This is a genomic window from Micromonospora sp. CNZ309 (genome assembly GCF_002846525.1).
This window is the reverse complement of record NZ_PJNG01000001.1, coordinates 4769525-4795950: the sequence shown is the minus strand read 5'-3', so window position 1 is coordinate 4795950 and position 26426 is coordinate 4769525. Positions and strand designations below refer to the sequence as shown.

The following is a 26426-nucleotide window of genomic DNA, read 5'->3' as shown; positions in this document are numbered from 1 at the left end:
GCCCCCATGCGTCAGGCCTGCGCGGGGCTCAGCAGGGGCTGTGGCCCTCGTCGAAGAGGCGCTGGGCCCAGTCGGCGTACCCGGCGATGATCTTCTTCACCGCCCGCCCGTCGTGCAGGAAGAGGTACGCCCGGTCGCCCTGCCGGGCGAGCAGCCCGTCGAGCCGGTACGTCCCCTGTGGAGCGTCCAGCGCCCGGGCGGACGGGTAGCGGGTGCGGACCTCCTCGACCGGCATGCCGGCGGTGACTCCCCGTGGGGTGCGCGTCGCCTCGCCGAGCCAGAGCAGCACCAGCCGGTCGTCGACGAAGATGGGGCTGGTCGTGTCGTACCCGGCCAGCGCCGGGCCGCAGCCGTCGACGTCGGAGCGCAGGATGCCCCGCCGGGTCAGCTCGTCCTCGGTGTCGCCGAACTCGATGTCGCGCAGGCCGTTGAGGTCGACCACCTCGACGGCCCCGACGGGTCGGCCGTCCAACTCGCGCAACGGCGGGTGCACGCCACTGCCCGACACCCAGGCAGCCGTCATCAGTGTGGCGATAAAGCCAAATTGTCGCAATTTCATGGAATCCCCCAGTCCCCAACGGGACCGGGGCGCTCAGGTTGCTGCCCGCCCGCAGATTGCCGGTTTTCCCACTCCTCGGCCAGCTCGTCCCAATAGTCGGCGCCCAGTCGTCGGCGTCCGTGCGCCAGCCAGCCGGCGGTGCTCCGCTCCACGTGCAGGCCCAGCTCGGCGAACGGGTCGATCCACGCGCCGGGCTCCACCCCGAGTCGGGTGAGCGCCGCGTTCAGCGGCCACTGGTCGCGGGGGCCGTCGAAGACGTGGTCGAACGCCGGGCCCCAGCTCACCCGGCCGCCGAGCCACACCACCGCCGACTGGTAGCCGGCGCCGCCGGCGAACTCCGCCTCCGCGTACGCCATCGGTCCCGACCGCGACCACCGCGCGAGAACCTCGGCGAGGGGAGCGGCGAGCGTCAGGTGGAAGGGCTCCTCGGGCGAGCGTGCCGCCACGGAGAAGTCGGGCAGCGCGCCGGTCAGCTCCTCGACCAGTTGCGGGGTGACCGGCAGCAGCGCGAAGTCCTGCCGCAGCTCGCCGAGGACCGCGTGGTCGAGGTCGGCGGTGTGCTCGCGGAGCAGCTCGGCGTCCGCGACGACCGCGCTGAGCTGGTAAGCCATCGGAGCCCTCCGCCGTCCACAGCCTGTGGATGGAACATGTGTACGACGAATTCCGCCTCCGCCGCCTTCCGCACCGTACCCAATCGTCCCCTTCCGGCACCGCCCCGCGACGTCGCGCTGCCGGCCCCTTCCGGACGTCCTGCGGCCTTGGCGCCCGGAGTGCGCGGAGCCCGACCGGGCCGGCGTCCGCGCCCGCCTTGCGATGTGGGCGGGGTCGTGCCTGCCGGCGGGGTCGAGTGGAACACCACGGGTGCATCCCGCGCCGGGAGGCACCCGTGGTGTTCCACTCGCCGCCCGCTTCCTCACCCCGGGCCGCCCAGGCGGACGACCAACCGGCGGTGGCCGCGGGACGGCCAGGGCGGGAGCCTGCGTCCGGCGCGGTGCTCAGAGCAGCAGGTTGACCAGGGCGGCGAGCCCGACCACCACGATGATGGCGCGCAGCGCCACCGACGGGAGTCGGCGTCCCCACCGGCCGCCGATCAGGCCGCCCGCCACAGAGCCGACCGCGATCAGCAGCGCCGGCTGCCACGCCACGTTTCCCACGACCACGAACAGGACCGCCGCGACCCCGTTCACGAGGCCGGCGAGCACGTTCTTCACCCCGTTGACCCAGCGCAGGTCGGCGGAGAGCAGCACGCCGAGCAACCCCAGCAGCAGCACTCCCTGGGCGGCGCCGAAGTAGCCTCCGTACACCCCGGTGGCGAAGACGCCGAGCAGCAGCAGCGGCCCTACGCGCCGTACCGCCGAACCGCCCGCCGACGACGCGCCCGCGTCGGCCGCGACCGGCCGGCGGCGGTCCAACGCCCGCGCCAGTCGCGGCTGCACCACCACGAGCACCAACGCCAGGACGATCAGCACCGGCACGATGGCCCGGAAGGCACCGGGCGGCAGGAGCAGCAGCAGTACGCCGCCGGTGACCCCGCCGAGCACGGCGGCGACCCCCAGGCGGGCCAGCAGGCCGCCGTGCCCGGCCAACTCCCGGCGATAGGCGTATGCCGCGGTGAACGACCCCGGTACCAGCCCGACGGTGTTGGACACGTTCGCCACCACGGGCGGAAAACCGAGGGAGAGCAGCACCGGGAAGGTCACCAGCGTGCCCGAGCCCACCACCGCGTTGATGGCGCCCGCCGCGACCCCGGCGGCCAGCACCGCCAGCGCCTCGGCGACGTTGAGTGTTGCGTCCACTTGTCTCCGCGCTCTCCCCGGGCCGGTCGTCGCCCGCAGGTCGCCGCCGCCCGGTTGTCGCTGTCGAATGCGGCTGTCAGCGTAGGACGAGAGTCGTGCCCGTTGATCGACGTGCGGCAGGGATCACGCCGTCACCGGCCGGCGGGTCCACCCCCGCAGCCGGCGTGGTCGCCAGGGCCCGGCGTGGCGGCGGCGCAGCCAGCGGGGCAGGCGGTGCCGGGGTACGAACATGCCGATGTCGTCCGCCGCGTCGTCGGCGTAGCCGCGCAGTTGGCAGCCGCCGAGCGGAGTACGGTCGCGCAGCGCGCCCCGGAGCAGCTTCAGCGACTCGACGTCGACGTCGCGGTGCAGGCGTCCGAAGTGACCCAGCGACTGCAACGCGTTCGCCCTGGTCTGCGCGTCCCGCGACCGGAGCCCCCGCTTGATCCGGGGAAAGGTGACGGCAGGCGGGTGGAACTCGTCCAGCACCAGCCAGAGAAGCGCCGGCCCGGCCCCGACCTCCGTACGCTCCAGGGCCGCGTCGACCTTCTCCGCGCAGTCGCATTCATCGAACTCCGGGTCGGTCACCCGCTCGCTCACCCGGGATCGGTCTCTTCGGCGTTGCCGCTGGTGCGGCCGACGATCAGCGCGGCGACGCAGTACAGCGCCATTGCGGCCGCCCCGCAGCCCACGATGATCTCCAGCGGTCGGTCGAACCCGGATCCCACCTGGGAGAGAAGGACGCAGGACATCGCGACCAGTTGCATCCAGAGCAGCCAGCGCGGATTCTTGCCCAAGCGGATCGCCCCTTCCGGCCTCACCCGTCGAGGGGCGCGACCGCCACCGACCGATCGTCGACGAGGCATCGACACATGTCGGAGGAGCGTAACCAGTGGGCCGCCGTGGCGCCCGGCAGAAACGGTACGAGGGCCGTCCCCGATGGGGTCGGCCCTCGCGTTCGTGCTGCTCAGCGAGCGGAGGATACGAGATTCGAACTCGTGAGGGTGTTAACCCAACACGCTTTCCAAGCGTGCGCCCTAGGCCTCTAGGCGAATCCTCCGCAGACGAGGATACAGGTCCCCGGCGGGTGGGCCACCCCACCACCCCCTGAAGATCGACGCGGCGTCGGGTAGGGTTGGCGGTACCTCCCGTGCGGCGGTATCTCGTGAACCTCCCCAGGGCCGGAAGGCAGCAAGGATAAGCGGGCTCTGCCGGGTGCACGGGAGGCCTTTTTGTCTCCGGGTCCCGGTAACGTCCCTGCGGGTCAGGTCACGGGGTGGTGGGTGGTCACCCGCGCCCGACCGGCGCAGAATGGCTCGGTCGAGAGGAGGCGGGACGAGTGGCACTGGCGCTCTACCGCAAGTACCGGCCGCGCACCTTCGCCGAGGTCATCGGGCAGGAGCACGTCACCGAGCCGCTGTCGCAGGCGCTGCGCAGCGGGCGGCTCAACCATGCCTACCTCTTCTCCGGCCCACGCGGCTGCGGCAAGACCTCCAGCGCCCGGATTCTCGCCCGCTCGCTCAACTGTGAGCAGGGGCCCACGCCGGAGCCGTGCGGGCAGTGCGAGTCGTGCCGCGAGCTGGCCACCGACGGTGGCTCGATCGACGTACTGGAGATCGACGCGGCCAGCCACGGCGGCGTCGACGACGCCCGCGAGCTGCGCGAGAAGGCGATCTTCGCGCCGGCCAAGAGCCGCTTCAAGATCTACGTCATCGACGAGGCGCACATGGTCTCGTCGGCCGGCTTCAACGCCCTGCTCAAGCTGGTCGAGGAGCCGCCGGAGTACGTCAAGTTCATCTTCGCGACCACCGAGCCGGAGAAGGTCCTCGGCACGATCAAGTCGCGGACCCACCACTACCCGTTCCGGTTGATCCCGCCGAAGGTGCTCCGGCCCTACCTGGAGCAGCTCTGCGAGGCCGAGGGCGTCGCCGTCGAGCCGGCGGTCTTCCCGCTGGTGGTGCGCGCCGGCGGCGGCAGCGCCCGGGACAGCCTCTCCGTGCTCGACCAGCTCATCGCCGGTGCCGGTCCGGAGGGGGTCACCTACTCCCGGGCCGCCGCCCTGCTCGGCGTGACCGACGCCGCCCTCATCGACGAGATGTGCGACGCGCTGGCCGCCGGGGACGGCGCGACGGCGTACGCGACCGTCGACCGGGTCGCCGAGGCCGGGCACGACGCGCGCCGGTTCGCCTCCGACCTGCTGGAGCGGCTGCGCGATCTGATCGTGCTCCAACAGGTGCCCGACGCCGCCGCCAAGGGCCTGATCGACGGCCCGGCCGACCAGATCGAACGGATGGCCGCCCAGGCCCAGCGGCTCGGCCCGGCGACGCTGTCCCGCTGCGCCGACATCGTGCACAACGGCCTGGTGGAGATGCGCGGCACCACCGCGCCCCGGCTGCTGCTGGAGCTGATCTGCGCCCGGATGCTGCTGCCCGGCGCCGACGACAGCACCGGCGGCCTGCTCCAGCGCCTCGAACGCATGGAGCGCCGGCTCACCCTCGTCGGCACCGACGCGCCGCCGGTCGCCGCCGGCCCCGCGCCGGTCGCCGCTCCTCCTCCCGTACGCCCCGGCACTCCCGCCCCGACCGCGGCTGCCGCCGCGCCCGACCCGTCGCCCGCCGGCCCGCCGGCGGCTGCCGGCGCCCCGTCCGGCGCCGCAGCCGCCCGTGCGGCAGCCCTGGCAGCCGCCGGTTCCCGTACGGCGCAGGCAGCCCCGGGCACCACGGAGCCCGTGGGCGCGCCCGCCGGTGGGCCGCCCGCCGATGCTCCCTCCCGTCGCCCGGTGCCGGCCTCGGCGGTGATGCCCGACCCGGCCACCCCCGCCCCGCCCCGCCCCGGCGCGGCTCCGGCAGGCCCCCTGGACGCCGTCGCGGTGCGCCGGGTCTGGCCGGACATCGTCGCGAAGGTCAACCGGATCAAGAAGCCGGCCGCCGCGCTGATGCGCGATGCGGTGGTCCGCGACGTGGACGGCGACACCCTGGTGCTGACCGTCAAGTCGCCGGTGCTCGCGCAGATGATGGGCAACCACACCTCGGTGCTGGCCGAGGTGCTGTACGAGGAGTTCGGCGGCCGCTGGCAGATCCGCTGCGAGGTGGCCGGCGAGCGGGGTGGCGCGTCGCCCGGTGGCTCGTCCCGTTCCGCCGCTCCGGCCCGCCCGGCGTCCCCGCCGTCGGCGGCCCCCGCCCACCAGGACCGAGGCGGTGCCGGCCCGGCCGGCGGCATGCCCGGCGACCCGGGCGGCACGGGCGACCCAGCCGGCACGGGAGGCCATGTCGGCACGAGCGGCCCAGCCGGCTCGGGAGGCCATGTCGGCACGAGCGGCTCAGCCGGTTCGAGCGGTCCAGGCGGTTTGAACGGCTCAGCCGGTCCGGGCGGAGGGGCGGGCACGGATGGCCCGAGCGGTCCAGGTGCTTCGAACGGTTCGGTTGGCACGGGTGGCCCCGGTGGTGCGGCCGGTGGGTCTGGTGGCGTCAGCGGCTCGCGTGGAGATGCGGGCGGCCAGGGGCAGGTGACCCGGCCCGCCTCCGGCGCTGGTGCGTCGGGGCCCGGCGGTGCTCCCGCCGCTGACGAGGCCGAGGACTGGCCCGAACCGGCCCGCCCGGGTGGCGTGGCCGGAGGCGCGGACGACTGGCCGGAACCGGCCCGGCCGGGCGGCACTTCCACCGCCACCTCGACGACCGGCGCGGCGACGGGCAGCGCATCGGCTTCCGCACCGACGGCTGGTGCGGTGTCGGCCGTACCGAAGCCGGCCGCCCCCTCGGCGGCTCCGCAGCAGGCTGCGCCCGCCAGTCCTCCGGTGAGCAGCGCGATCGCGGCGGCGCGGGCGGCTGCGGCGGGACGTGGTCCGCGTACCGGGCAGGCGGCCCGGAAGACGGCGGACGCCGACTGGGCCGGCGAGCCGCCGTACGACCCGGACTTCGACGGCCCGCTGCGCGGCGGCGCGGGACGCCCCGGCGGCGGCGCGCCGGCGGCCCCGAACTTCGAGGGCTTCGACCCGGGCGACGAGCCGCTGGACGAGGTCATCGACGAGAAGACCGCGCGCGAGTCCAGCGAGGAACAGGCGGTACGGCTGCTCCGCGAGGCGTTCGGCGCCGAAAAGATCGACGAGGTCGACGCCCGCTAGCCGACCCGCCGCAGCCGCAGCCGCGGCCCGGTGGGTCGTCAGCTGGGCCAGGCCGGGAGGCCGTGCGGGTGTGCCTCCGCCAGCAGTCGTTCCACCCCTCGGCCGAGCCGGGCGCGCAGCTCGAAGGCGTTGCGGGCCTCCCGGGGGTGGGGCTCGAAGGACAGGTGGGCTACCGGCGCGTCGGCGCTGCCGGCGGCGGCCAGCCGGTCCAGTTCGGCGGTGACCCGCGCCCACTCCTCCGCCGGCACGTACTGCCGCATCACCGAGTGCCACACGACGGTCAGCGTGCCGGGGCGCGGGGTGATCCCGGCGAGGAAGTCGGCCGCCCCCGCCGCGACGACCCGCGCCGGCAGCCGCCGGGCCAGCTCCAGCGCGCCGGTCAGCCGGGCCGCGCGGGCGGTGTGCTGCGGCCAGACGTACGCCCGCAGCGCGAGCGCGTCGTCAGGGTCGCCCGGGTCCAGCGGCGTGAGGTCGCAGCCGATGCGCTCCACGACGGTCAGCTCGGGGTACGTGCCGGCCGCCTCCCGCAGCCAGTCGGGCGCTCCGCCCCGCCAGGCGTCCGGCAGCCGCACGGGGGAGTCGGCAGGGCCCCAGGCGAAGCCGGCGGCCTCGACGCGGAACTCGTCGGCGCGCAGGTTCAGCCCGCCGCTGGCGCCCAGCTCGACCAGGCGTACCGGCAGCCCGCCCGCCTCGTACACGGCGTGCAGCAGCCCGGCGAGCAGCAGGTTGGCCCGGCCCACCTCGTTGGTCTGAGGCGGTCGGCGCAGCCAGCGGCGCAGCGTGTCGTGCTCGGCCTCGACGACCGTCCGGAACGCGGCCCAGCAGGCGGGGGCGTCCGCAGGCCGGTACGCCCCGCCGGCGCTGGGATAGAACCGGGCCAGCTCCGGCGCCCGCCCGGAGAGCACCAGCGCGTGTACGCCGCCGAGCAGGCGCAGCGACACGACGTCGTCGGCGGGCGCGTCCTCGTACCCCGTGATGGCGGTGGCGCACGGCCCGCCGGCCCGGACGTCTGCGGCGGCGCGCGTCAGCAGGTCGGCGTAGAGGCCGGCGTCCATGGCCGCGCAGGCCCGCGCCTGCCGTTCGATGGCCGCCGCGCCCTGTTCCCGGGACATCCACCACCTCCGTCCGGTCGGTCCCGTGATCGTGCGCCCGGACCCGCCGCGAGGGAAGCACCGGGCGGGGCGAGGCTGCTCACAGCGGATAGGCTGAGCGGCGGCCGAGCAGACGAGTGCGAGAAGGAGCCATCCGTGCGCCCAGGTGGACAGCCGAACATGCAGCAGATGCTGAAGCAGGCGCAGAAGATGCAGCAGCAGATCGCCAAGGCGCAGGCCGAGCTCGCCGAGGCGGAGCTGACCGGCACCGCCGGCGGTGGCCTGGTGACCGCGACCGTCGCCGGCACCGGCGAGCTGAAGTCGATCAAGATCGACCCGAAGGCGGTCGACCCGGAGGACGTGGAGACCCTGGAGGACCTGGTCGTCGCGGCCATGCACAACGCGGCCGAGGCGGCGCGGGAGCTGACCGAGACGAAGATGGGCCCGGTCGCCGGCGGCATGGGCGGCCTCGGCCTGCCCGGTTTCTGAGCGACAGATGTACGAGGGCGCCATCCAGGACCTGATCGACGAGTTGGGGCGGCTGCCGGGCGTGGGCCCGAAGAGCGCCCAGCGGATCGCGTTCCACGTCCTGTCCGCCGACCCGGCCGACGTCAACCGGCTGGCCGGGGCGTTGCGCAAGGTCAAGGAGCTGGTGCGGTTCTGCACCAGTTGCTACAACGTGGCCGAGTCCGACCGGTGCCGGATCTGCCGGGACCCGCGCCGCACCGACGAGGTGCTCTGCGTGGTCGAGGAGCCCAAGGACGTGGTGGCGATCGAGCGCACCGGCGAGTTCCGGGGCCGCTACCACGTGCTCGGCGGGGCGATCAACCCGCTGGAGGGGATCGGGCCGGACAATCTGCGCATCCGCGAGCTGATGGCCCGGCTCAGCGACGGCACGGTGCGGGAGTTGATCCTGGCCACCGACCCGAACACCGAGGGCGAGGCGACGGCGACGTACCTGGCGCTGATGGTCAAGCCGATGGGCATCTCGGTGACGCGGCTGGCGAGCGGCCTGCCGGTCGGCGGCGACCTGGAGTACGCCGACGAGATCACGCTCGGCCGGGCGTTCGAGGGCCGTCGCGCCGTCTGAGTTCCCGTCATGGCCGGCACCGGATCGCGGTGCCGGCCATCGTCGTACGGGCGCCCGCGCGTCCACTGTGGGTTCTGACAAGTGGGCGATGCAGGCGACGATCGATGTAACAAATCCGCATCGGTCAAACCGGGCATTGCACCCCTTTGATGGCGGTCCGGAACGGCCTCTGCGGCGGGTCGCATCGGTTAAGACACGATCCGGTACCAACCGGTTCCGCGAAGGTTTCCCGCCGGTCCGAACGACGGCTAAGGTCACGGCGATCGGTGACCCCTGTCACCACGATTGTCCGTAACCCCAAGGACGAGGTGAAGCACCCATGCGTGCATCCAGGCCGAAGGTCGCGATCGCGGCCGTCGCGGTCGCGGCCCTCGCGGTAGCAGGCTGCGCCGAGAGCGACCGCGATGACAGTTCCGGCGGTAGCAAGAAGGACACCCTCGTCTTCGGCGTAGCCGGAGACCCGAAGGTGCTCGACCCGAGCTTCGCCAGCGACGGTGAGTCGCTGCGCGTGGCGCGTCAGGTCTTCGAGACGCTGGTCCGTCCGGAGGAGGGTGGCACCAAGGTCACCCCCGGCCTGGCCGAGTCCTGGACCCCGGACGCCGCGGGCACCACCTGGACCTTCAAGCTGCGCTCCGGCGTGAAGTTCCACGACGGCACCGAATTCAACGCCGAGGCGGTCTGCAAGAACTTCGACCGCTGGTACAACGCCAAGGGCCTCATGCAGAGCCCGGACGTGACCGCCTACTGGCAGGACGTCATGGGCGGCTTCGCCAAGAACGAGAGCGCGGAGCTGCCGCCGAGCCTCTTCAAGTCCTGCACCGCCAAGGACGCCACCACGGTCGACCTGGCCTTCACCCGGGTCTCCAGCAAGATCCCGGCCGCGCTGATGCTGCCGTCGTTCTCGATGCACAGCCCGACCGCGCTGGAGAAGTACGACGCCAGCAACGTGGGCGGCACCGCCGAGGACATCAAGTACCCGGCGTACGCGACGGAGCACCCGACCGGCACCGGTCCGTTCAAGTTCAAGTCCTGGGACGTCGCCAACAAGACGCTGACCCTGGAGCGCAACGAGGACTACGCCGGCAACAAGGCGAAGCTGAAGACCCTCATCTACAAGACGATCTCGGACGAGAACGCGCGCAAGCAGGCGCTGCGCTCCGGCGACATCCAAGGCTACGACCTGGTCGGCCCGGCCGACGTCGAGCCGCTGAAGGGCGAGGGCTTCAACGTCCTGACCCGTCCGGCGTTCAACATCCTCTACCTGGCCATCAACCAGAAGGGGAACCCGAAGCTCGCCGACGTGAAGGTCCGCCAGGCCATCGCGCACGCGCTGAACCGGCAGGCCCTGGTCGACTCGAAGCTGCCCCCGGGCGCCAAGGTCGCCGAGAACTTCATGCCGGAGACCGTCGAGGGCTGGAACGGCGACGTCACCAAGTACGACTACAACCCGGAGAAGGCCAAGCAGCTGCTGGCCGAGGCCGGCGCGACGAACCTGACCCTGCGGTTCCACTACCCGACCGAGGTCACCCGGCCGTACATGCCGAACCCGAAGGACATCTTCGAGCTGCTCTCGGCGGACCTCAAGGCGGTCGGCATCACCGTCCAGGCCATCCCGCTCAAGTGGAGCCCGGACTACCTGAACGCCACCACCTCCGGCGCCAAGCACGACATCCACTTCCTCGGCTGGACCGGTGACTACGGCGACGCGTACAACTTCATCGGCACCTTCTTCGACCGGCAGAAGGACGAGTGGGGCTTCAACAACCCGGCCCTGTTCGCGCAGTTCAAGGACGCCGACACCACCGCCGACGCGGCGGCCCGGACCGAGAAGTACAAGGCCCTGAACAAGGCCATCATGGACTTCCTGCCCGGTGTCCCGGTGTCGCACTCGCCGCCGGCGATCGTGTTCGGCAAGGACGTGACCGGGGTCAAGGCGAGCCCGCTCACCGACGAGCGGTTCTCCACCGCCGAGTTCAAGTCCTGATCTGACGCTCCGAGTCGTGGGCGGGCGCTGTTTCGGCAGCGCCCGCCCACGACCCTCCGTACCCCTTTCGAGGCCGCCGTGTTCCGGTTCATCGTCAGACGCCTGCTCCAGCTGATACCCACGCTGTTCGGGCTCTCCCTCCTGCTGTTCATCTGGCTCCGCCGACTGCCCGGCGGTCCCGAGACCGCCATCCTCGGTGAGCGTGGGACGCCCGAGATGCGCGCCCAGATCCGGCGCAACATGGGCCTCGACGAGCCGATCCTGGTGCAGTACGGCCGGTTCGTGCGCCGGCTGATCCGCCTGGATCTCGGCACCTCGACCTCCACCAAGCGGACCGTCGTCACCGAGTTCGTCGAGCGGTTCCCCGGGACGGTCGAGCTCTCCGTCACGGCGATGCTGATCGCGGTCGGCGTCGGCATCCCGCTGGGCTACCTGGCGGCCCGCCGCCGGGGCCGGATGCTGGACCACCTCTCCGTGGGCGGCTCCCTGATCGGCATCTGCATCCCGGTCTTCTTCCTCGCGTACGTGCTCAAGGCGATCTTCGCCGAGAACCTCGGCTGGTTCCCGGCGAGCGGCCGGCAGGACCCGACGCTCGGGGCGACGCGGATCACCAACTTCTTCGTCCTCGACGGGATCATGACCCGGGAGTGGGACGCCGCCGCCGACGCGCTCTGGCACCTGGTGCTGCCGGGCGTCGCGCTGGCCAGCATCCCCCTGGCGATCATCGTCCGGATCACCCGGGCCAGCGTGCTGGAGGTCCTCAACGAGGACTTCGTACGCACCGCCGAGGCGAAGGGACTCACCGAGAGCACGGTCCGGCGCCGGCACGTGCTGCGCAACTCCATGCTGCCGGTGGTCACCTCGATCGGCCTGCTCACCGGCGGCCTGCTCTCCGGCGCGGTGCTGACCGAGACCGTCTTCGCCTTCAGCGGCATCGGAGCCTTCATCTACGAGGCGATCAGCCAGCGTGACTATCCGGTCCTGATGGGCTTCATCCTGATCATCGCGGTGGTGTACGTGCTGGTGAACCTCCTGGTCGACCTCTCCTACAGCCTGATCGACCCGAGGGTGAGGGTCCGATGACGATCACCAGCGGCAAGAAGAAGGAAAAGATCGACCGGCTCGCCGAGCTGGCAGCCCGGGAGGACGAGCGCGGCGTCAGCCTCTGGAAGGAGGCGTTCCGCCGGCTGCGGCGCAACCCGGCGGCGATCGTCGGCGCGGTGATCCTCAGCCTGTTCCTGCTGGTCGCGATCCTCGGGCCGTTCTTCGTCCCGCACCCCCCGGACGCCCAGCTCTGGAAGAGCGAGATCCGTCTCGGCGACTTCCCCGGCTTCCGTGGGGAGAACTGGTTCGGCGTCGACCACATCGGTCGCGACGAGTTCAGCCGCATGATCGTCGGCGCCCGGCAGACCCTGCTGGTCGGCGTGGTCTCCACCCTGATCGGCCTCGCGGTCGGCTCGCTGATCGGCGGGATCGCGGGTGCCGCCGCCGGCCTCGGCGGCCGGTGGGGCCGGGCCGTCGACAACGTGCTGATGCGTTTCGTCGACATGCTGCTGGCCATGCCGAGCCTGCTGCTGGCGATCAGCATCGCGGCCCTGCTCGGCGCCGGGCTGACCACGGTCATGATCGCGGTCGGCGTGGTGTCGGTGCCGGTCTTCGCCCGGCTGCTGCGCGGCTCGATGATCTCCCAGGCGAACAGCGACTACGTCCTGGCCGCCGTCTCGCTGGGCGTCAAGAAGCCGAAGATCGCGCTGACCCACGTGGTGCCGAACTCGCTCGCCCCGGTCATCGTGCAGGCCACCCTCACCCTGGCCACCGCGATCATCGAGGCCGCAGCGCTCTCCTTCCTCGGCCTCGGCAACAACGACGCCTCCATCCCCGAGTGGGGTGTGATGCTCGCCGACGCGCAGCAGTACCTCGACTCCGCGCCCCGGCTGGCGATCCTGCCCGCCCTCGCCATCATCGTCACCGCGCTGGGCTTCACCCTGCTCGGCGAGGCGATGCGCGAGGCACTCGACCCGAAGCTGCGGAAGTAGGGCCCGGTGAGCGCGAGGAGTGAGCTTGCGAGCCCCGCAGTCGCGAACGAAAAGGCCAGCACGGTGAGCGCGAGGAGTGCGCTGGCGAGCCCCGCAGTCGCGAACGAAAGGCGGGCCCGACATGGCTCTGCTTGATGTCGAAGATCTCTCCGTCACCTTCGCCCGGCGCGGTCAGCGCACCGTGCACGCCGTCGACGGGGTCTCCTTCTCCGTCGACGCCGGTGAGGTGGTCGGCCTGGTCGGCGAGTCCGGCTGCGGCAAGAGCGTCACCTCGCTGGCGATCATGGGTCTGCTGCCCAAGCAGCCGGGCCTGCGCGTCGGTGGCAAGGCGGTCTTCGACGGCACGGACCTGCTCCAGCTCGACGACCGGTCCCGGCGGGACATCCGTGGCCGGGACGTCGCGATGATCTTCCAGGACCCGCTCTCGTCCCTGAACCCGGTGATCCCGATCGGGTTGCAGGTCACCGAGGTGCTCACGCGGCACCGGGGGATGAAGGGCGCGGCGGCGGAGAAGGAGGCGGCGGCCCTGCTGGACCGGGTCGGCATCCCCGACCCGAGGCGGCGGCTCAAGGAGTACCCGCACCAGCTCTCCGGCGGCATGCGGCAGCGTGCCCTGATCGCGATGGCCGTGGCCTGCAAGCCCCGGCTGTTGATCGCCGACGAGCCCACCACTGCGCTGGACGTCACCATCCAGGCGCAGATCCTGGAGCTGCTCAAGGAGCTGGTCCGGGACTCCGGCACCGCCCTGGTGATGATCACCCACGACCTGGGCGTGGTCGCCGGGATGTGCGACACCATCAACGTGCTCTACGGCGGCCGGGTGGTGGAGACGGCCCGCCGTCGCCCGCTGTTCCGCGAGCCCCGGCACCCGTACACCGTGGGGCTGCTCGGCTCGGTGCCGCGCCTGGACGCCGGGCGCGGCGAGCGGCTGAACCCGATCCCGGGCTCGGTCCGCGACCTGCTGCCCTGGCCGGACGGCTGCGCCTTCGCGCCGCGCTGCGCGCGGCGGGTCGACGAGTGCGTGGGGGAGCCGCCCGCGCTGGTGCTCGCTCACGACGGGCGCAGCTACCGTTGCGTGAACCCGGCACCGCTGCCCGGCACCGTGCGCCCGCCGGCCGGCACCGCCCCGGCGGAGCCGACCGCCCCGGCCGCCACCCCGGTGGTCGAGGCCCCGGTGCCCGCACCGCGCGAGGAGGAGAAGCCGTGACCGAGAGCGAATTCCTCGTCGAGGTCCGCGACCTGAAGGTGCACTTCCCGATCCGCCGGGGGGTGATCTTCGACCGTACGGTCGGCCACGTGAAGGCCGTCGACGGCGTCGACCTGAGCATTCCGCGCGGCAAGACGTACGGGCTGGTCGGCGAGTCGGGCTGCGGCAAGTCGACGCTGGGCCGTGCGCTGCTCCAGCTCACCCCGCCCACCGGTGGCGAGGTCAGGTTCGACGGCGTCGAGCTGACGACGCTGCCGTCGGGCAAGCTGCGGTCGATGCGTCGCCGGATGCAGATGATCTTCCAGGACCCGATGTCGAGCCTGGACCCCCGGCAGAACGTCGAGTCGATCCTCACCGAGGGGTTGCAGGCCCACGGCATCGGTGGTGACCGGGACGAGCGCCGGAAGATCATCGGCGAGACGCTGGACAAGGTCGGTCTGCCCCGCTGGGCGCTCTCCCGCTACCCGCACGAGTTCTCCGGCGGCCAGCGGCAGCGCATCGGCATCGCCCGGGCGCTGGTGCTCGGACCCGACCTGATCGTCGCCGACGAACCGGTCTCCGCGCTCGACGTGTCGATCCAGGCCCAGGTCGTGAACCTGCTCGACGATCTCCAGGACACCCTCGGCCTGACCTACCTGGTGATCGCGCACGACCTCGCGGTGGTGCGGCACATCTCCGACACGGTCGGCGTGATGTACCTGGGCGCGCTGGTCGAGGAGGCGCCGAGCGACCGGCTCTACACGGAGCCGCTGCACCCGTACACGCGGGCGCTGATGTCGGCGGTGCCGGTGCCGGACCCGGACGTGGAGGACCGTCGGGAGCGCATCCTGCTCGCCGGCGACCTGCCCTCGCCGGCCAACCCGCCGGCGGGCTGCCGGTTCCACACCCGTTGCCCGTGGGCGCAGCCGACCCGCTGCGCCGACGAGCGGCCCGCGCTGCGGGACATCGGCGGCAGCCGGGTCGCCTGCCACTTCGCCGAGCGGATCGCCAGCGGGGAGTTGCGCCCGCACAAGGTCAGCGTGCAGCTAACCCGACCGGTCGGCGAGGGCGAGGAGCCGCACACCGTCTCCGCCCCCAGCGAGCCGGGCTCGTACGTCTGATCCGCGTCGCGGACGCGGCCCCTCGACCCGGAGGGCCGCGTCCGGGCGGCCGGTCGGTGGGGTCAGCCCTCGGGGCGGTGCAGCAGCGCCACCGCGACGGCGTGCACCGCGTCCAACCCGGCCGGGTCGGCCAGCGCCACCCTACCGCCGGTGACCGTGTACCACTCGTCGGCGTCCTTGTACTGCACCGTCAGCGTCACCTGACCGTCGGCGTACCCGGTGCGCAGGGTCAGTTCGCCGGTGACCACCCCGACCTCGTCGGTCATCACCCCGCCCGGACCGGGCACGACGTCGGCCGTACGCTCCGTCGCGGCGGTCGAGGTGCCCTCGGCGTCGGCGGCCATGCCGGCCCCCGGCACCCCGGTGGTCGTGCCCGCCGCGCCGTCCGCCGTCATGCCGGCCGTGGTCGGCCCGGCCGGCGCGCTGCCGGTGGCCGCCGCCGCGTCCTCCCCAGTGGCGTCCGGCGTCTGCTCCGGGGCGGGGGTGCCCCCGGCTCCGGTCACGGCTTGCTCGCCCATGTGCAGCCCTCCAACATGTCGGTCAGGGCGGCCTTCTCGGCACTGGTCACCGTCAGCCGCCAGTGGTGCTTCACCGTCACCCAGTTGTCGGCGTACTGGCACCAGAACGAGCGGTTCGCCGGCTTCCACTGGGACGGGTCCTGGTCACCCTTTGCCCGGTTGGAGGACGCGGAAACCGCGATGAGCTGCGGCCGGTCCAGATCGTTGGCGAACTCGCCACGCTTCGCGTCGTCCCACTCGTCGGCGCCCGAGCGCCACGCGTTCGCCAGCGGCACGGTGTGGTCGATGTCCACGTCGGACGGGTCGGTGAACGCGCGGCCGTCGTAGACGCTCTCCCAGTGGCCGCCGACCACGTTGCAGCCGGAGAGCTTGATGTCCTCCCCGTCGCGTTTCAGCACGCTGTCGCGTACGTCGCAGTTCTTGCCGGTGTCCCGCCAGTGCGGGAAGCGGCTGCGGCTGTAGCCCTTCATCGACCCGGCGGTGGCCACGGTGAGCTGGGTCAGCTTCTGCGCGGCGTTTCCGCCGCTGCCACCGCTGCTCGGCGCGACGTCCGGCTCGTCGGCGGGGACGCAACCGGCCGCGCCGAGCGCCAGCGCCGCGGCGAGCGCGGCCGTCACTGCGGCGCGCGGTCCTGATCTGGTACGCACAGACGACACCTCTCCAGCTTGCGGGCTCCCGGCGATCCCGCACAGTACCCGGGCCGGGTTTCGGCGATTCGTGGCGTCTCTCATATCCCGCGGGGCAGATTGGACGCCATGACCGAAACCGCGCCCGCGCTCCGGCTGGGCACCGCGCACGGGCGGGGCACCCTGCTCGCCGCCGTCCTCGCCTCCGGCATGGTCTTCCTCGACACCACCGTGGTCAACGTGGCGCTGCCCCACCTCGGTGCGGACCTCGACGCCACCGTCGCCGGTCTCCAGTGGACGGTCAACGGGTACCTGCTGATGCTGGCCGCCTTCGTTCTGCTCGGCGGCGCGCTCGGCGACCGGTTCGGGCGGCGGCGGGTCTTCCTGGTCGGAGTGGTCTGGTTCACCCTCGCCTCGCTGCTGTGCGGCCTGGCCCAGGGCACCGAGTGGCTGATCGCGGCCCGGTTCCTCCAGGGCGCCGGGGGCGCGCTGCTCACCCCGGGTTCGCTGTCGGTGCTCCAGGCCAGCTTCCACCCGGACGACCGGGGTCGCGCCATCGGCGCCTGGTCGGGGCTGTCCGGCGTCTCCACCGCGCTCGGGCCGTTCCTCGGCGGCTGGCTGATCGACGCGCTCTCCTGGCGGTGGATCTTCTTCCTCAACCTGCCGCTGGCCGTGCTCGTGCTGCTGGCGACCCTGCGCTGGGTGCCGGAGAGCCGGGACGAGGCCGCGTCCCGCACCGGGGCGGCGGGGCGGGGCCGCCGCCGGTTCGACGTGGCGGGCGCCCTGCTCGGCGCGCTGTCCCTGGCCGGCGTCACGTACGCGCTGATCGACGCCCCCGTCCGGGGCTTCGACTCGGTGCCGGTGCTCGCCGCCGCGCTGGCGGGCGTGGCCGGCGCGGTGGCCTTCGTGCTGGTCGAGCGGCGGCGGGGGGACGCCGCGATGCTGCCCACCGGCCTGTTCGGCAGCCGGCTCTTCTCCGTGCTGAACGTCTTCACCGTGCTCGTCTACGCGGCGCTCGGCGGCTTCACCTTCTTCCTCGCCGTCTACCTGCAGAACGTGGTCGGCTGGTCGGCGCTGCTCACCGGGGTCGCGCTGCTGCCGATGACGATGCTGCTGCTGGTCGGCTCGGCCAGGGCGGGCGCGCTGTCGGCGCGGATCGGGCCGCGGCTGCCGCTGACCGTCGGGCCGGTGGTCGCCGCCGCCGGGTTGGTGCTGCTGCGTGGCGTGGATCCGGGCGCGTCGTACTGGCGGGACGTGCTGCCCGGGGTGGTGCTCTTCGGGATCGGGCTGACGCTGGTGGTGGCGCCGCTGACCGCCTCCGTACTGGCCGCGGTCGACGACCGCTTCGCCGGCGTGGCGAGCGGCTTCAACAACGCCGCGTCCCGGGCGGGCGGACTGCTGGCGGTGGCCGCCCTGCCGCTGCTGGTCGGGCTCTCCGGCGCCGGCTACGCGCAGCCGGCCGCGCTGACCGACGCGTACCGGGGCGCGATGCTCTGGTGCGCCGGCCTGCTGCTGGCGGGGGCGGCGATGGCCGTCCTGCTCGTGCACCGTCCGCCCCGCGAGTGAGGAAGGGCACCCCGCCCGAACGGAGTGCCCTTCCCCGTCCGTCAGGCGCGGGCGCGGTTGACGGCGCTCGTCACGGCCTTCACGGAGGCGGTGACGATGTTGGCGTCGGTGCCGACGCCCCAGACCGTACGACCGTCGACCTCGCACTCCACGTACGCGGCGGCCTGCGCGTCCCCGCCGGAGGAGAGCGCGTGCTCGTGGTAGTCGAGCACCCGTACCGCCACGCCCACCGACTGGAGTGCGTTGACGTACGCGTCGATCGGGCCGTTGCCGACCGCGGTCAGCGAGCGGGGCTCCCCGCCCAGGCCGAGGCGGGCCTCGATCTCGACCTTGCCCTCGGCGGTGCCGATGGCGTAGCCGTCCAGGGTCAGCGCCGGGTCGACCTGGTGGTCGAGCAGGTAGTGCGTGGCGAAGATCTCCCACATGGTGCCCGGGTCGACCTCGCCGCCGTCGTGGTCGGTGACCTGCTGGACCACGCCGGAGAACTCGATCTGGAGCCGGCGCGGCAGGTCGAGCTGGTGCTCGCTCTTCATGATGTACGCGACGCCGCCCTTGCCGGACTGCGAGTTGACCCGGATGACCGCCTCGTAGGTGCGGCCCAGGTCCTTCGGGTCGATCGGCAGGTAGGGCACCGCCCAGGTGTGCTGGTCGATCGGCACGCCGGCAGCCGCCGCGTCCTTGGCGAGCGCGTCGAAGCCCTTCTTGATCGCGTCCTGGTGGGAGCCGGAGAAGGCGGTGTAGACGAGGTCGCCCGCGTACGGGTGGCGCTCGTGCACCGGGAGCTGGTTGCAGTACTCGACGGCGCGTCGCACCTCGTCGATGTCCGAGAAGTCGATCATCGGGTCGACGCCCTGGGAGAAGAGGTTCAGCCCGAGTGTCACCAGGTCCACGTTGCCGGTGCGCTCGCCGTTGCCGAACAGGCAGCCCTCGACCCGGTCCGCGCCGGCCAGCAGCCCCAGCTCGGCGGCGGCGACGCCGGTGCCCCGGTCGTTGTGCGGGTGCAGGCTCAGCACCAGGCTGTCGCGGCGGGGCAGGTGCCGGTGCATCCACTCGATCGAGTCGGCGTAGACGTTCGGCATGGCCATCTCGACGGTGGCCGGCAGGTTGACGATCAGCTTGCGGTCCGGGGCCGGGTCGACCACCTCGATGACCTTGGCGCAGACCTCCAGGGCGTACTCCAGCTCCGTGCCCGTGTAGGACTCGGGCGAGTACTCGTAGTGGATGTCCGTGTCCGGGGTGTGGATCTCCGCGTACTTGCGGCAGAGCCGCGCGCCCTGGGTGGCGATGTCGGCGATGCCGTCGCGGTCCAGCCCGAAGACCACCCGGCGCTGGAGCGTGGAGGTGGAGTTGTAGAAGTGCACGATCGCCCGCCGGGCGCCGCGCAGCGACTCGAAGGTCCGGTCGATCAGGTGCTCCCGGCACTGGGTGAGCACCTGGATCGTGACGTCCTCCGGGATCAGGTCCTGCTCGATGAGCTGCCGTACGAAGTCGTAGTCCGTCTGGCTGGCCGAGGGGAAGCCGACCTCGATCTCCTTGTAGCCCATCTGCACCAGCAGTTGGAACATCCGGCGCTTGCGCTCCGGCGACATCGGGTCGATCAGCGCCTGGTTGCCGTCGCGCAGGTCCACGGCGCACCAGCGCGGCGCGGCCTCGACGTGCCGGGTCGGCCAGGTGCGGTCGGGCAGGTCGATCCGGAACTGCTGCTGGTACGGCTGGTAGCGGTGGTACGGCATCCGGCTGGGGCGCTGCCGGGCGATGGGATCGGTGTCAGCGTCGGTGACGGGTTGAGCCATGACGGAGTACTCCCTGGAACATGTGGCGTCAGCAATCGGAAGGTGTCGGCCGGGTGCCGGGCGACGGTGCCCGGGCGGTTGCCGATGGAAGGTTCGGATGTGCTGGACGGCGCGGTTCGACTCCGCGACGAGGTGCCGGCCTTCAGGCCTCGTCGCGGCGACCAAGGAGGAGGTACGCCTGCCACATGACCAGGTAACCCTACGTGGTCGGCCGGGGGGCGGGAAGGCTGGTCCGAACTATGAGACGCACTTCGCAGGCTCGCTGGTCAGCAGCAGGTCGGCCAGGGGGAGGCGGCGGCGCAGGCCGGTCTCCGACCGCAGCAGGTCGGCGGGGAGGCTCAGCGGGTCGCCGAGCTGCCCGACTGCCGCCACGACGTGCGGCCGTACGTCCGCCGGCAGGTCGAGGTCGGCGGCCAGGCCGGCGTGGTCGAACTCGTGTAGTTGGCGTACGTGCAGGCCGAGCGCCGTGGCCTGCACGGTGAGGTGGGCGACCGCCTGGCCCAGATCGTACGCGTGCCCGGCGGGGCCGGTGCGGTGCGCGCCGAGCAGCAGGGCGGCGGCGCGCTGCGCCCAGCGCTGGTCGGGTTCGGGCAGGTTGACCAGGATCCGCTTGAACGTCTCGTCGTCGCGGTGCCCGAGCGCGAACCGCCACGGCTGGGCGTTGCCGGCCGAGGGCGCCCAGCGGGCCGCCTCCAGCAGTGCGGCCGCGTCCTGGCGGGACAGCTCGACCACCGGGTCGAAGGACCGGGGGCTCCAGCGAAACGCGAGCAGCGGGGTGAGGTCGGCCATGGGGCTAGTGTCCTGTAAGGGCGATTAGTAGGTTAGAGGTGGGATGTCCGAATGTGGCGAAGGGCACCCGTAACGTCACCGCCGGTCAGGGCGTTCCCGCGCCCGGGCTCGTGGCCGGTTCCGTGGTCGGCTCCGGCGTCGCCGTGCCGAGCGGCTCGCCGTCGACCACCGGCCCGGCCAACTGGACCGTCGCCGGGGCCGGCGCGGGCGTACCGGCGAGCAGCAGCGTGCCGGACGCGGTGTGCACCGCCGTGGGCGTGCCGTCGGGGTCGTAGCAGTAGATCCCCACGTCCAGCGGCGCGTTGATCGACGCCGACGTGGTCTCGACCGAGTAGCAGGCCCCGGCCGCGCCGGGCGGCGGCTGGGCGGGCGACACGGCGAGCGGGGCCCGCCGGTCGGTCAGCACGTCCAGCCAGTCGGTGAACGGGTGCTGCACGCGCGGGTCGACCCGGCGGGGCACGGCCTCGTCGCGGTCGCCGAGGCGTACGCAGGTCGCCGGGTCGGGCCGGGTGGCGGACGGCAGGGCGCACTGGAACAGCCCGTCGGCGGTGGCCGCGAACGAGACGTCGGCGCTCCCGCCGAGCGCGCCGCCCGGCACGTCGACCCGCCAACTGCCGTCGTTCGCGCTGGTCACCAGGATCGTCCGGTCCGGGGACCCCGGGGCGCGCAGCGTGTAGCTGGCGACCAGGTGCCGGTCCTGCGCGGCGGCCGCCAGCGCCGCCAGCTCGTCGCGCGCCGCGTCCATGCCCGCCGGCACCGGTGCCGAGGTGGGTGTGGGCCGGGGGGCCGGCAGGTCGGCGGTGCAGGCGGCGAGGAGCGCGGGCAGGGCGAGCGCGAGCGCGGCGGCGAGGCGTCGGGACGGACGCGCCGGGGTGCGCGCGGGCTTCGCGGGAAGGCCGGCCGGACGGAGATGGGCGTGCACGGGGCCATTCTGCGGCCCGGGAGGCACGCGCGTGCGCCCCGCCGCGCGCGGCGTCCCGGCGTGTCGCGCACCACCCCGCCCCGGCGGCGGGGCCGGATCGTGGGATCACCCGACCCACCCGGGTCGGGCGACCGATACCCTGGGTGCGTCTGACACGCGCCGCCGGCTGAACTCCGGCGGCGTCGGCACGCTCAGGGTCGTCGCTGGGAGGGAGCGCACCGTCGTGGCACTCGTGGTGCAGAAGTACGGCGGGTCCTCCGTCGCCAACGCCGAGCGGATCAAGCGGGTGGCCGAGCGCATCGTCGCCGCCCGCAAGGCCGGCGACGACGTCGTCGTGGTGGTCTCCGCGATGGGGGACACCACCGACGAACTGCTCGACCTGGCCAACCAGGTCAGCCCGCTGCCGCCGGGTCGCGAGCTGGACATGCTGCTCACCGCCGGGGAGCGGATCTCCATGGCGCTGCTCGCCATGGCCATCCACAACCTGGGGTACGAGGCCCGCTCGTTCACCGGCTCGCAGGCCGGCGTGATCACCACGTCGGTGCACGGCCGGGCGCGGATCATCGACGTCACCCCGGGCCGGCTCAAGGGCGCGCTCGACGAGGGCGCGGTCGTCATCGTCGCCGGTTTCCAGGGCGTCTCGCAGGACACCAAGGACGTCACGACGCTGGGCCGGGGCGGCTCCGACACCACGGCCGTGGCGCTCGCCGCCGCGCTGCACGCGGACGTCTGCGAGATCTACACCGACGTGGACGGCGTCTTCAGCGCCGACCCACGGATCGTCCCGAACGCGCGGCACATCACCCAGATCACGTACGAGGAGATGCTGGAGCTGGCCGCCTGCGGCGCCAAGATCCTGCACCTGCGCAGCGTGGAGTACGCCCGCCGGGCGGGCTTGCCGATCCACGTCCGTTCGTCATACTCGACCAACACCGGCACGATGGTCACCGGATCGATGGAGGACCTTCCTGTGGAGCAAGCACTGATCACCGGGGTCGCCCACGACCGCAGCGAAGCCAAGATCACGATCGTGGGGGTGCCCGACGAGCCGGGCGCCGCCGCGCGGATCTTCGACACCGTGGCCGGCGCCGAGATCAACCTCGACATGATCGTGCAGAACGTGTCCACCGAGGGCACGGGCCGCACGGACATCTCCTTCACGCTGCCCAAGGCCGACGGCCCGACCGCCATGGCCGCCCTGAGCAAGATCCAGGAGTCGGTCAAGTTCAAGGGCCTGCTCTACGACGACCACGTCGGCAAGGTCTCGCTGATCGGGGCCGGCATGCGCTCGCACCCCGGCGTCGCGGCCGGCTTCTTCGCCGCCCTCGGCGCGGCCGGGGTCAACATCGAGATGATCTCCACCTCGGAGATCCGGGTGTCCGTGGTCTGCCGCGACACCGACCTGGACGCCGCCGTGCGTGCCATCCACGAGGCGTTCGACCTCGGCGGCGACACCGAGGCCGTCGTCTACGCGGGGACGGGACGGTAGCCATCGTGTCGCCGCTGCCCACCCTGGCCGTGGTCGGGGCGACCGGTGCCGTCGGCACCGTGATGTGCGAGCTGCTCAGCGGCCGGAAGAACGTCTGGGGCGAGATCCGGCTGCTCGCCTCGGAGCGCTCGGTCGGGCGGCGGCTGCGCTGCCGGGGCGAGGAGCTGACCGTCCAGGCGCTGACCCCGGAGGCGTTCGACGGCGTCGACGTGGCGATGTTCGACGTCCCGGACGAGGTCTCCGCGCAGTGGGCGCCCGTCGCCGTCAGCCGCGGGGCCGTCGCGGTCGACAACTCCGGCGCCTTCCGGATGGATCGCGACGTGCCGCTGGTGGTGCCCGAGATCAACCCCGAGCAGGTGCGCAACCGGCCGAAGGGGATCATCGCCAACGCCAACTGCACCACCCTGGCGATGATCATCGCGATCGCCCCGCTGCACCGCGAGTACGGGCTGCGCGAACTCGTGCTCGCCTCCTACCAGGCGGCCTCCGGCGCCGGCCAGGGCGGCGTGGACACCCTGCACGCCCAGCTCACCAAGATCGCGGGGGACCGGGTGCTCGGCTCCCGCCCCGGCGACGTACGCCAGGCGGTCGGCGACGACGTCGGCCCGTTCCCCGCGCCGCTGGCGCTCAACGTGGTGCCCTGGGCCGGCTCCCTGGTCGACGCGGGATGGTCGTCCGAGGAGCTGAAGCTGCGCAACGAGTCGCGCAAGATCCTCGGGCTGCCCGACCTCAAGGTCTCCGCCACCTGCGTACGGGTGCCGGTGGTGACCGGCCACTCCGTCGCGGTGCACGCGGTCTTCGCCACCGAGGTGGACGCCGAGGGCGCCCGCGAGGTGCTGCGGAACGCGCCCGGGGTGATCCTGGTCGACGACCCGGGGGCGGGCGAGTTCCCCATGCCCATCGACGCGGTCGGCACCGACCCCTCGTGGGTGGGCCGGATCCGCCGTGCCGTCGACGACCCCCGCGCGCTGGACTTCTTCGTCACCGGCGACAACCTCCGCAAGGGCGCCGCCCTCAACACGGCCCAGATAGCCGAACTCCTCGCCAAGGAACTGACCCCCCGCTAGCCCCTCCCGCTCGCGTCGATCACGGTCTCCTGGTGGGCGGATGCTGCCTTCCGCGACTTCTGCCGGGCACCACGGGGCACCACACCTGCATGATCGCCGCCGGGCCTCGACGGCCGGCGGTGTAGTCCCCTGGGCTCGATACCACACAGGTATTTTTATGCCGCAGAGGTATCAGCCGTCCGGCGGTGGTGGTTTGTCGGCTCCACGCGTCCCGCACGTCTTCTGCCAGCCCGGAAGCGCCGTCAGGAGTGTTCCCGGACAGCACGCCTAGGCCGGGGCGAGGCGGGTGGCGTCGCGGCCGTGGCGTTTGACGGCGTAGAGGGCCTGGTCGGCGCGGCGCAACGTGGCTTCGGGGGATTCGCCCGGGCGGGGGAGGGCCACCCCGACGCTGATCGTGCGACCGATCCGTCGCGCCGCCTCGTTCAGGCGCTCGGCGATGCGTACGGCCTCCTCGGGGCGGCTCACCTCGATCACCGCCACGAACTCGTCGCCGCCGACGCGGTAGAGCTCGTCGCCGTGCCGCAGCGCCCCTTCCAGGGCCCGGGCCAGCCGGACGAGGACGCGGTCGCCGGCCTGGTGGCCGTACGTGTCGTTGACGGTCTTGAAGCCGTCCACGTCGATGGCGAGCAGGGCCGTACGCCCCGGGGTGGCCGCCGCGATCCGCTGGCCGAAGGGCCCCGTGTGCCGCAGCCCGGTCAGCGGGTCGGAGTCGGCCTGCTCGCGCAGGCGGGCCAGCGTACGCAGCCGGTCCAGGCAGCTCCACGCCTGACCGGCGAGCAGCTCCAGCAGGTTGACGGTGGTCGGGTCGGGGCGCAGCAGCCGTTCGTCGGCGACCAGCAGCACCCCGCCGTCGTCGGGCTGGCCGACCGGCACCGCGACCAGGGTGCGCACCCCGGCCCGGGTCAGCGGCAGGTGGTCGGGGATGGGCGGGTGTCCCGCCTCGCCGAGCGTGTAGCCCACGCCGTGGCGGTGGGCGCGGGTGACCAGCCGGTCCAGCGCGGCCGGGCCCGCCTCGGCCAGCTCCGCCCGGATCCGTCCCTCCAACTCGCCCGGGGTGGCCGGCGGTGTGCCGAGCCGGGGCCCGGTCGGGCCGGTGAGCACCAGCACCGCCGCGGAGAGCGTGGAGACGTCCCGGGCCGCGGTGATCGCGGCGGCGAACAGATCCCACTCCGTCGACGCCGAGGTCAGCGCGGCGGCGTGCCGGAGGAGCTTCTCGCTGCGGCTCTCCGCCGGTGGCCCGCCGAGCGCCACGATCCGGGCGCCGAGCCGGGCCGCCAGCCGCTCGGCGGTGTCGCGCCACGGCCCGAGGTCGGTCGGACCGCACCACTGGAGGTCCAGCACCCCGATGGGCCGGCCCGCCGGGTCCAGCACCGGTACGCACACCTCGGCGGTGACGTCGGGGCGTACCGGGATGTAGTCGGGGTCGTCGGCGACGTCGGGCACGACGGCGGTCTTGCCGGAGGCGTACACCCGGCCCACGATCCCGGTCTTCGGCGGGACGGTGGAGAAGACCTGCCAGGATCCGGTGGCCGCGACGCAGCGCAGCCGGTCGTGGACGTGCAGCAGGACGGAGATGGTGGCCGGCGCGTGGCGGGCGAGCGCCGTGACGGTCCACCGGCACGCCTCGACGACGGTCGACGCCATGGGGAGGCGGACCGTGACGTCTCGGATGACTCGCTCGTGATCCACTCGGCACGTCGTTCCAGGTAGGGAGGGCTGCGACCGGCGGGCGGGCCCGCGATCAAGCGTACTCAGCGGGCCGCCGTACCGCCGTGGCCAAGATCGTCCGCGTTCTTCGTACACATGTGCCATCCACAGGCTGTGGACAGGGCCTGTGGGTACGGGCGGGCCGCGCGTCGGGGCTCGCGGCGATAGCGTGAGGGTCCCGGTCGAGTGGAGGCACCGATGCTCATCGCCCAGCTCAGTGATCCGCACCTGACCACCGGCGTGCTCGCCGCCGAGCCGGCCGCCGGCCTGCACCGCGCCCTGGGCCGGGTGCTGGCGCTGAACCCCCGGCCCGACTGCGTGGTCGTCACCGGCGACCTGGTAGAGCGTGGCCGCCCCGACGAGTACGCGACGCTGCGCGAGATCCTCGGCCGGTTCCCGCTGCCGCTGCACCTCGTCGCCGGCAACCACGACGACCGCGAGTCGCTGCTGGACGCGTTCGGCGGCACCCCGTGGCTCGGCGGTGGCTTCTCGGCCTACTACCACGTCGACCACCCGGAGGCGACCGTCGTGGTGCTGGATTCCCTGATGCCGGGCGGGGGTGGAGCCGGCTGTCTCGGCGAGGACCAGCTCGGCTGGCTGGACGGGGTGCTGGCCGGCCGGTCCGAGGTGCCGGCGGTGGTCTGCCTGCACCACCCGCCGGCGCCCGTCGGCATCCCGTTCCTCGACGACATCCGGCTGGCCGACGGCGACGGGCTGGCCGAGGTGGTCGCCCGGCACCCGCACGTCGTCCGGGTGCTCGCCGGGCACGTCCACCGCCCCGTGACGGTGAACTTCGCCGGCACGGTGCTCACCACCGCGCCGAGCACCTGGCGGCAGAGTTCGCTCACCACCAGCCCCGACGAACGGTTCGGCTGGGTCGCCGAGCCGACCGGCTTCCTGCTGCACCAGGTCGCCGGAAGCGGCTGCGTCACGCACCTGGTGCAGGCCAGCCACGCCGCCGGCATGACCTGCGACCTCTGACCGCCG

General features: G+C 73.0%; 24 protein-coding genes, 1 tRNA gene and 1 other RNA gene. 13 read left to right on the top strand and 13 right to left on the bottom strand.

Going from position 1 to position 26426, the window contains the following annotated elements; translation table 11 throughout:
- Positions 1-28 precede the first annotated feature (28 nt).
- The 6 genes from CLT72_RS20200 to CLT72_RS20175 all read right to left on the bottom strand — a co-directional run bounded on the left by CLT72_RS20200 (position 29) and on the right by CLT72_RS20175 (position 3394).
- A complete protein-coding gene (locus CLT72_RS20200) occupies positions 29-523 on the bottom strand; it encodes a polysaccharide deacetylase family protein (RefSeq protein WP_101413129.1) in 495 nt (164 codons plus the stop codon).
- A gap of 32 nt (positions 524-555) precedes the next feature.
- Complete coding sequence (locus tag CLT72_RS20195; RefSeq protein ID WP_101413128.1) at positions 556-1170, bottom strand: hypothetical protein; 615 nt, start codon at positions 1168-1170, stop codon at positions 556-558.
- A 384-nt stretch (positions 1171-1554) separates the two neighbouring features.
- A complete protein-coding gene (locus CLT72_RS20190) occupies positions 1555-2355 on the bottom strand; it encodes a sulfite exporter TauE/SafE family protein (protein ID WP_199184611.1) in 801 nt (266 codons plus the stop codon).
- A 123-nt stretch (positions 2356-2478) separates the two neighbouring features.
- Entirely contained in the window at positions 2479-2934 is a 456-nt protein-coding gene (locus CLT72_RS20185; protein ID WP_101413127.1) for a hypothetical protein, read from the bottom strand.
- A complete protein-coding gene (locus CLT72_RS20180; RefSeq protein WP_101413126.1) occupies positions 2931-3131 on the bottom strand; it encodes a hypothetical protein in 201 nt (66 codons plus the stop codon). Before CLT72_RS20180 ends, CLT72_RS20185 begins: the two co-directional genes overlap by 4 nt.
- A gap of 178 nt (positions 3132-3309) precedes the next feature.
- Positions 3310-3394: transfer RNA gene (locus CLT72_RS20175), tRNA-Ser, on the bottom strand.
- 82 nt (positions 3395-3476) lie between these two features.
- Here CLT72_RS20175 and ffs point away from each other — a divergent pair.
- An RNA gene (gene ffs / locus CLT72_RS20170) (signal recognition particle sRNA small type) lies at positions 3477-3566 on the top strand.
- A gap of 107 nt (positions 3567-3673) precedes the next feature.
- Positions 3674-6454 (top strand): DNA polymerase III subunit gamma and tau, encoded by a 2781-nt coding sequence (locus CLT72_RS20165; RefSeq protein WP_101413125.1) that lies wholly within the window; start codon positions 3674-3676, stop codon positions 6452-6454.
- A 38-nt stretch (positions 6455-6492) separates the two neighbouring features.
- Here CLT72_RS20165 and CLT72_RS20160 read toward each other — a convergent pair whose 3' ends face one another.
- A complete protein-coding gene (locus CLT72_RS20160) occupies positions 6493-7566 on the bottom strand; it encodes a DUF2332 domain-containing protein (RefSeq protein WP_101413124.1) in 1074 nt (357 codons plus the stop codon).
- A 159-nt stretch (positions 7567-7725) separates the two neighbouring features.
- On the opposite strand from CLT72_RS20160, the gene CLT72_RS20155 reads away from it, so the two are divergent.
- From CLT72_RS20155 to CLT72_RS20125, 7 genes are all read left to right on the top strand, one after another.
- Positions 7726-8034, top strand: a complete 309-nt coding sequence (locus CLT72_RS20155; protein ID WP_250102523.1) for a YbaB/EbfC family nucleoid-associated protein — start codon at positions 7726-7728, stop codon at positions 8032-8034.
- A 7-nt stretch (positions 8035-8041) separates the two neighbouring features.
- Positions 8042-8635 carry a recombination mediator RecR gene (recR, locus tag CLT72_RS20150; RefSeq protein ID WP_089003014.1) on the top strand — a complete coding sequence of 198 codons (594 nt, stop codon included), beginning with the start codon at positions 8042-8044 and terminating at the stop codon, positions 8633-8635.
- A gap of 319 nt (positions 8636-8954) precedes the next feature.
- Positions 8955-10619 carry an ABC transporter substrate-binding protein gene (locus tag CLT72_RS20145; RefSeq protein ID WP_101413122.1) on the top strand — a complete coding sequence of 555 codons (1665 nt, stop codon included), beginning with the start codon at positions 8955-8957 and terminating at the stop codon, positions 10617-10619.
- Between the two features lie 78 nt (positions 10620-10697).
- On the top strand, positions 10698-11702 hold the full coding sequence (locus tag CLT72_RS20140; protein WP_101413121.1) for an ABC transporter permease: 1005 nt from the start codon (positions 10698-10700) through the stop codon (positions 11700-11702).
- Positions 11699-12655, top strand: coding sequence for an ABC transporter permease (locus CLT72_RS20135; protein WP_089003017.1), 957 nt, complete (start codon positions 11699-11701; stop codon positions 12653-12655). Before CLT72_RS20140 ends, CLT72_RS20135 begins: the two co-directional genes overlap by 4 nt.
- A 121-nt stretch (positions 12656-12776) precedes the next feature.
- Positions 12777-13862 (top strand): ABC transporter ATP-binding protein, encoded by a 1086-nt coding sequence (locus CLT72_RS20130; RefSeq protein ID WP_101413120.1) that lies wholly within the window; start codon positions 12777-12779, stop codon positions 13860-13862.
- Positions 13859-14962, top strand: coding sequence for an ABC transporter ATP-binding protein (locus tag CLT72_RS20125; RefSeq protein ID WP_101413119.1), 1104 nt, complete (start codon positions 13859-13861; stop codon positions 14960-14962). The genes CLT72_RS20130 and CLT72_RS20125 overlap by 4 nt, the downstream gene beginning before the upstream one ends.
- A 62-nt stretch (positions 14963-15024) precedes the next feature.
- Here the strand turns inward: CLT72_RS20125 and CLT72_RS20120 are convergent, their stop codons facing one another.
- Both CLT72_RS20120 and CLT72_RS20115 read right to left on the bottom strand, forming a co-directional pair.
- Entirely contained in the window at positions 15025-15480 is a 456-nt protein-coding gene (locus CLT72_RS20120) for a hypothetical protein (RefSeq protein WP_089003020.1), read from the bottom strand.
- Entirely contained in the window at positions 15462-16127 is a 666-nt protein-coding gene (locus tag CLT72_RS20115; protein WP_101413118.1) for an HNH endonuclease family protein, read from the bottom strand. The genes CLT72_RS20120 and CLT72_RS20115 overlap by 19 nt, the downstream gene beginning before the upstream one ends.
- 108 nt (positions 16128-16235) lie before the next feature.
- Between CLT72_RS20115 and CLT72_RS20110 the strand changes: the two genes are divergently transcribed.
- Entirely contained in the window at positions 16236-17672 is a 1437-nt protein-coding gene (locus CLT72_RS20110; RefSeq protein ID WP_101413117.1) for an MFS transporter, read from the top strand.
- Between the two features lie 41 nt (positions 17673-17713).
- Here the strand turns inward: CLT72_RS20110 and leuA are convergent, their stop codons facing one another.
- From leuA to CLT72_RS20095, 3 genes are all read right to left on the bottom strand, one after another.
- Positions 17714-19465 carry a 2-isopropylmalate synthase gene (gene leuA, locus CLT72_RS20105; RefSeq protein ID WP_101413116.1) on the bottom strand — a complete coding sequence of 584 codons (1752 nt, stop codon included), beginning with the start codon at positions 19463-19465 and terminating at the stop codon, positions 17714-17716.
- Positions 19466-19702: 237 nt separating this feature from the next.
- Positions 19703-20254, bottom strand: a complete 552-nt coding sequence (locus CLT72_RS20100) for a nitroreductase family protein (RefSeq protein WP_101413115.1) — start codon at positions 20252-20254, stop codon at positions 19703-19705.
- Between the two features lie 85 nt (positions 20255-20339).
- Positions 20340-21176: a hypothetical protein gene (locus tag CLT72_RS20095; protein ID WP_250102341.1), complete on the bottom strand. Its 837-nt coding sequence runs from the start codon at positions 21174-21176 to the stop codon at positions 20340-20342.
- 223 nt (positions 21177-21399) lie between these two features.
- Between CLT72_RS20095 and CLT72_RS20090 the strand changes: the two genes are divergently transcribed.
- On the top strand, positions 21400-22665 hold the full coding sequence (locus CLT72_RS20090; RefSeq protein ID WP_089003025.1) for an aspartate kinase: 1266 nt from the start codon (positions 21400-21402) through the stop codon (positions 22663-22665).
- A gap of 5 nt (positions 22666-22670) precedes the next feature.
- On the top strand, positions 22671-23732 hold the full coding sequence (locus CLT72_RS20085) for an aspartate-semialdehyde dehydrogenase (protein WP_101413114.1): 1062 nt from the start codon (positions 22671-22673) through the stop codon (positions 23730-23732).
- A 267-nt stretch (positions 23733-23999) separates the two neighbouring features.
- Here CLT72_RS20085 and CLT72_RS20080 read toward each other — a convergent pair whose 3' ends face one another.
- Entirely contained in the window at positions 24000-25421 is a 1422-nt protein-coding gene (locus tag CLT72_RS20080; RefSeq protein WP_101413113.1) for a diguanylate cyclase, read from the bottom strand.
- 216 nt (positions 25422-25637) lie between these two features.
- Between CLT72_RS20080 and CLT72_RS20075 the strand changes: the two genes are divergently transcribed.
- The gene (locus CLT72_RS20075; RefSeq protein WP_101413112.1) at positions 25638-26420 is read left to right on the top strand and encodes a phosphodiesterase; all 783 of its coding nucleotides are present in this window, start codon (positions 25638-25640) and stop codon (positions 26418-26420) included.
- Positions 26421-26426: the final 6 nt, after the last annotated feature.

Coding starts and splice junctions, on each gene's coding strand:
- CLT72_RS20100 (WP_101413115.1), bottom strand. CDS start 20,254: ATGGCCGACCTCACCCCGCTGCTCGCGTTTCGCTGGAGCCCCCGGTCC.
- recR (WP_089003014.1), top strand. CDS start 8,042: ATGTACGAGGGCGCCATCCAGGACCTGATCGACGAGTTGGGGCGGCTG.
- leuA (WP_101413116.1), bottom strand. CDS start 19,465: ATGGCTCAACCCGTCACCGACGCTGACACCGATCCCATCGCCCGGCAG.
- CLT72_RS20135 (WP_089003017.1), top strand. CDS start 11,699: ATGACGATCACCAGCGGCAAGAAGAAGGAAAAGATCGACCGGCTCGCC.
- CLT72_RS20195 (WP_101413128.1), bottom strand. CDS start 1,170: ATGGCTTACCAGCTCAGCGCGGTCGTCGCGGACGCCGAGCTGCTCCGC.
- CLT72_RS20160 (WP_101413124.1), bottom strand. CDS start 7,566: ATGTCCCGGGAACAGGGCGCGGCGGCCATCGAACGGCAGGCGCGGGCC.
- CLT72_RS20130 (WP_101413120.1), top strand. CDS start 12,777: ATGGCTCTGCTTGATGTCGAAGATCTCTCCGTCACCTTCGCCCGGCGC.
- CLT72_RS20145 (WP_101413122.1), top strand. CDS start 8,955: ATGCGTGCATCCAGGCCGAAGGTCGCGATCGCGGCCGTCGCGGTCGCG.
- CLT72_RS20200 (WP_101413129.1), bottom strand. CDS start 523: ATGACGGCTGCCTGGGTGTCGGGCAGTGGCGTGCACCCGCCGTTGCGC.
- CLT72_RS20120 (WP_089003020.1), bottom strand. CDS start 15,480: ATGGGCGAGCAAGCCGTGACCGGAGCCGGGGGCACCCCCGCCCCGGAG.
- CLT72_RS20075 (WP_101413112.1), top strand. CDS start 25,638: ATGCTCATCGCCCAGCTCAGTGATCCGCACCTGACCACCGGCGTGCTC.
- CLT72_RS20155 (WP_250102523.1), top strand. CDS start 7,726: ATGCAGCAGATGCTGAAGCAGGCGCAGAAGATGCAGCAGCAGATCGCC.
- CLT72_RS20110 (WP_101413117.1), top strand. CDS start 16,236: ATGACCGAAACCGCGCCCGCGCTCCGGCTGGGCACCGCGCACGGGCGG.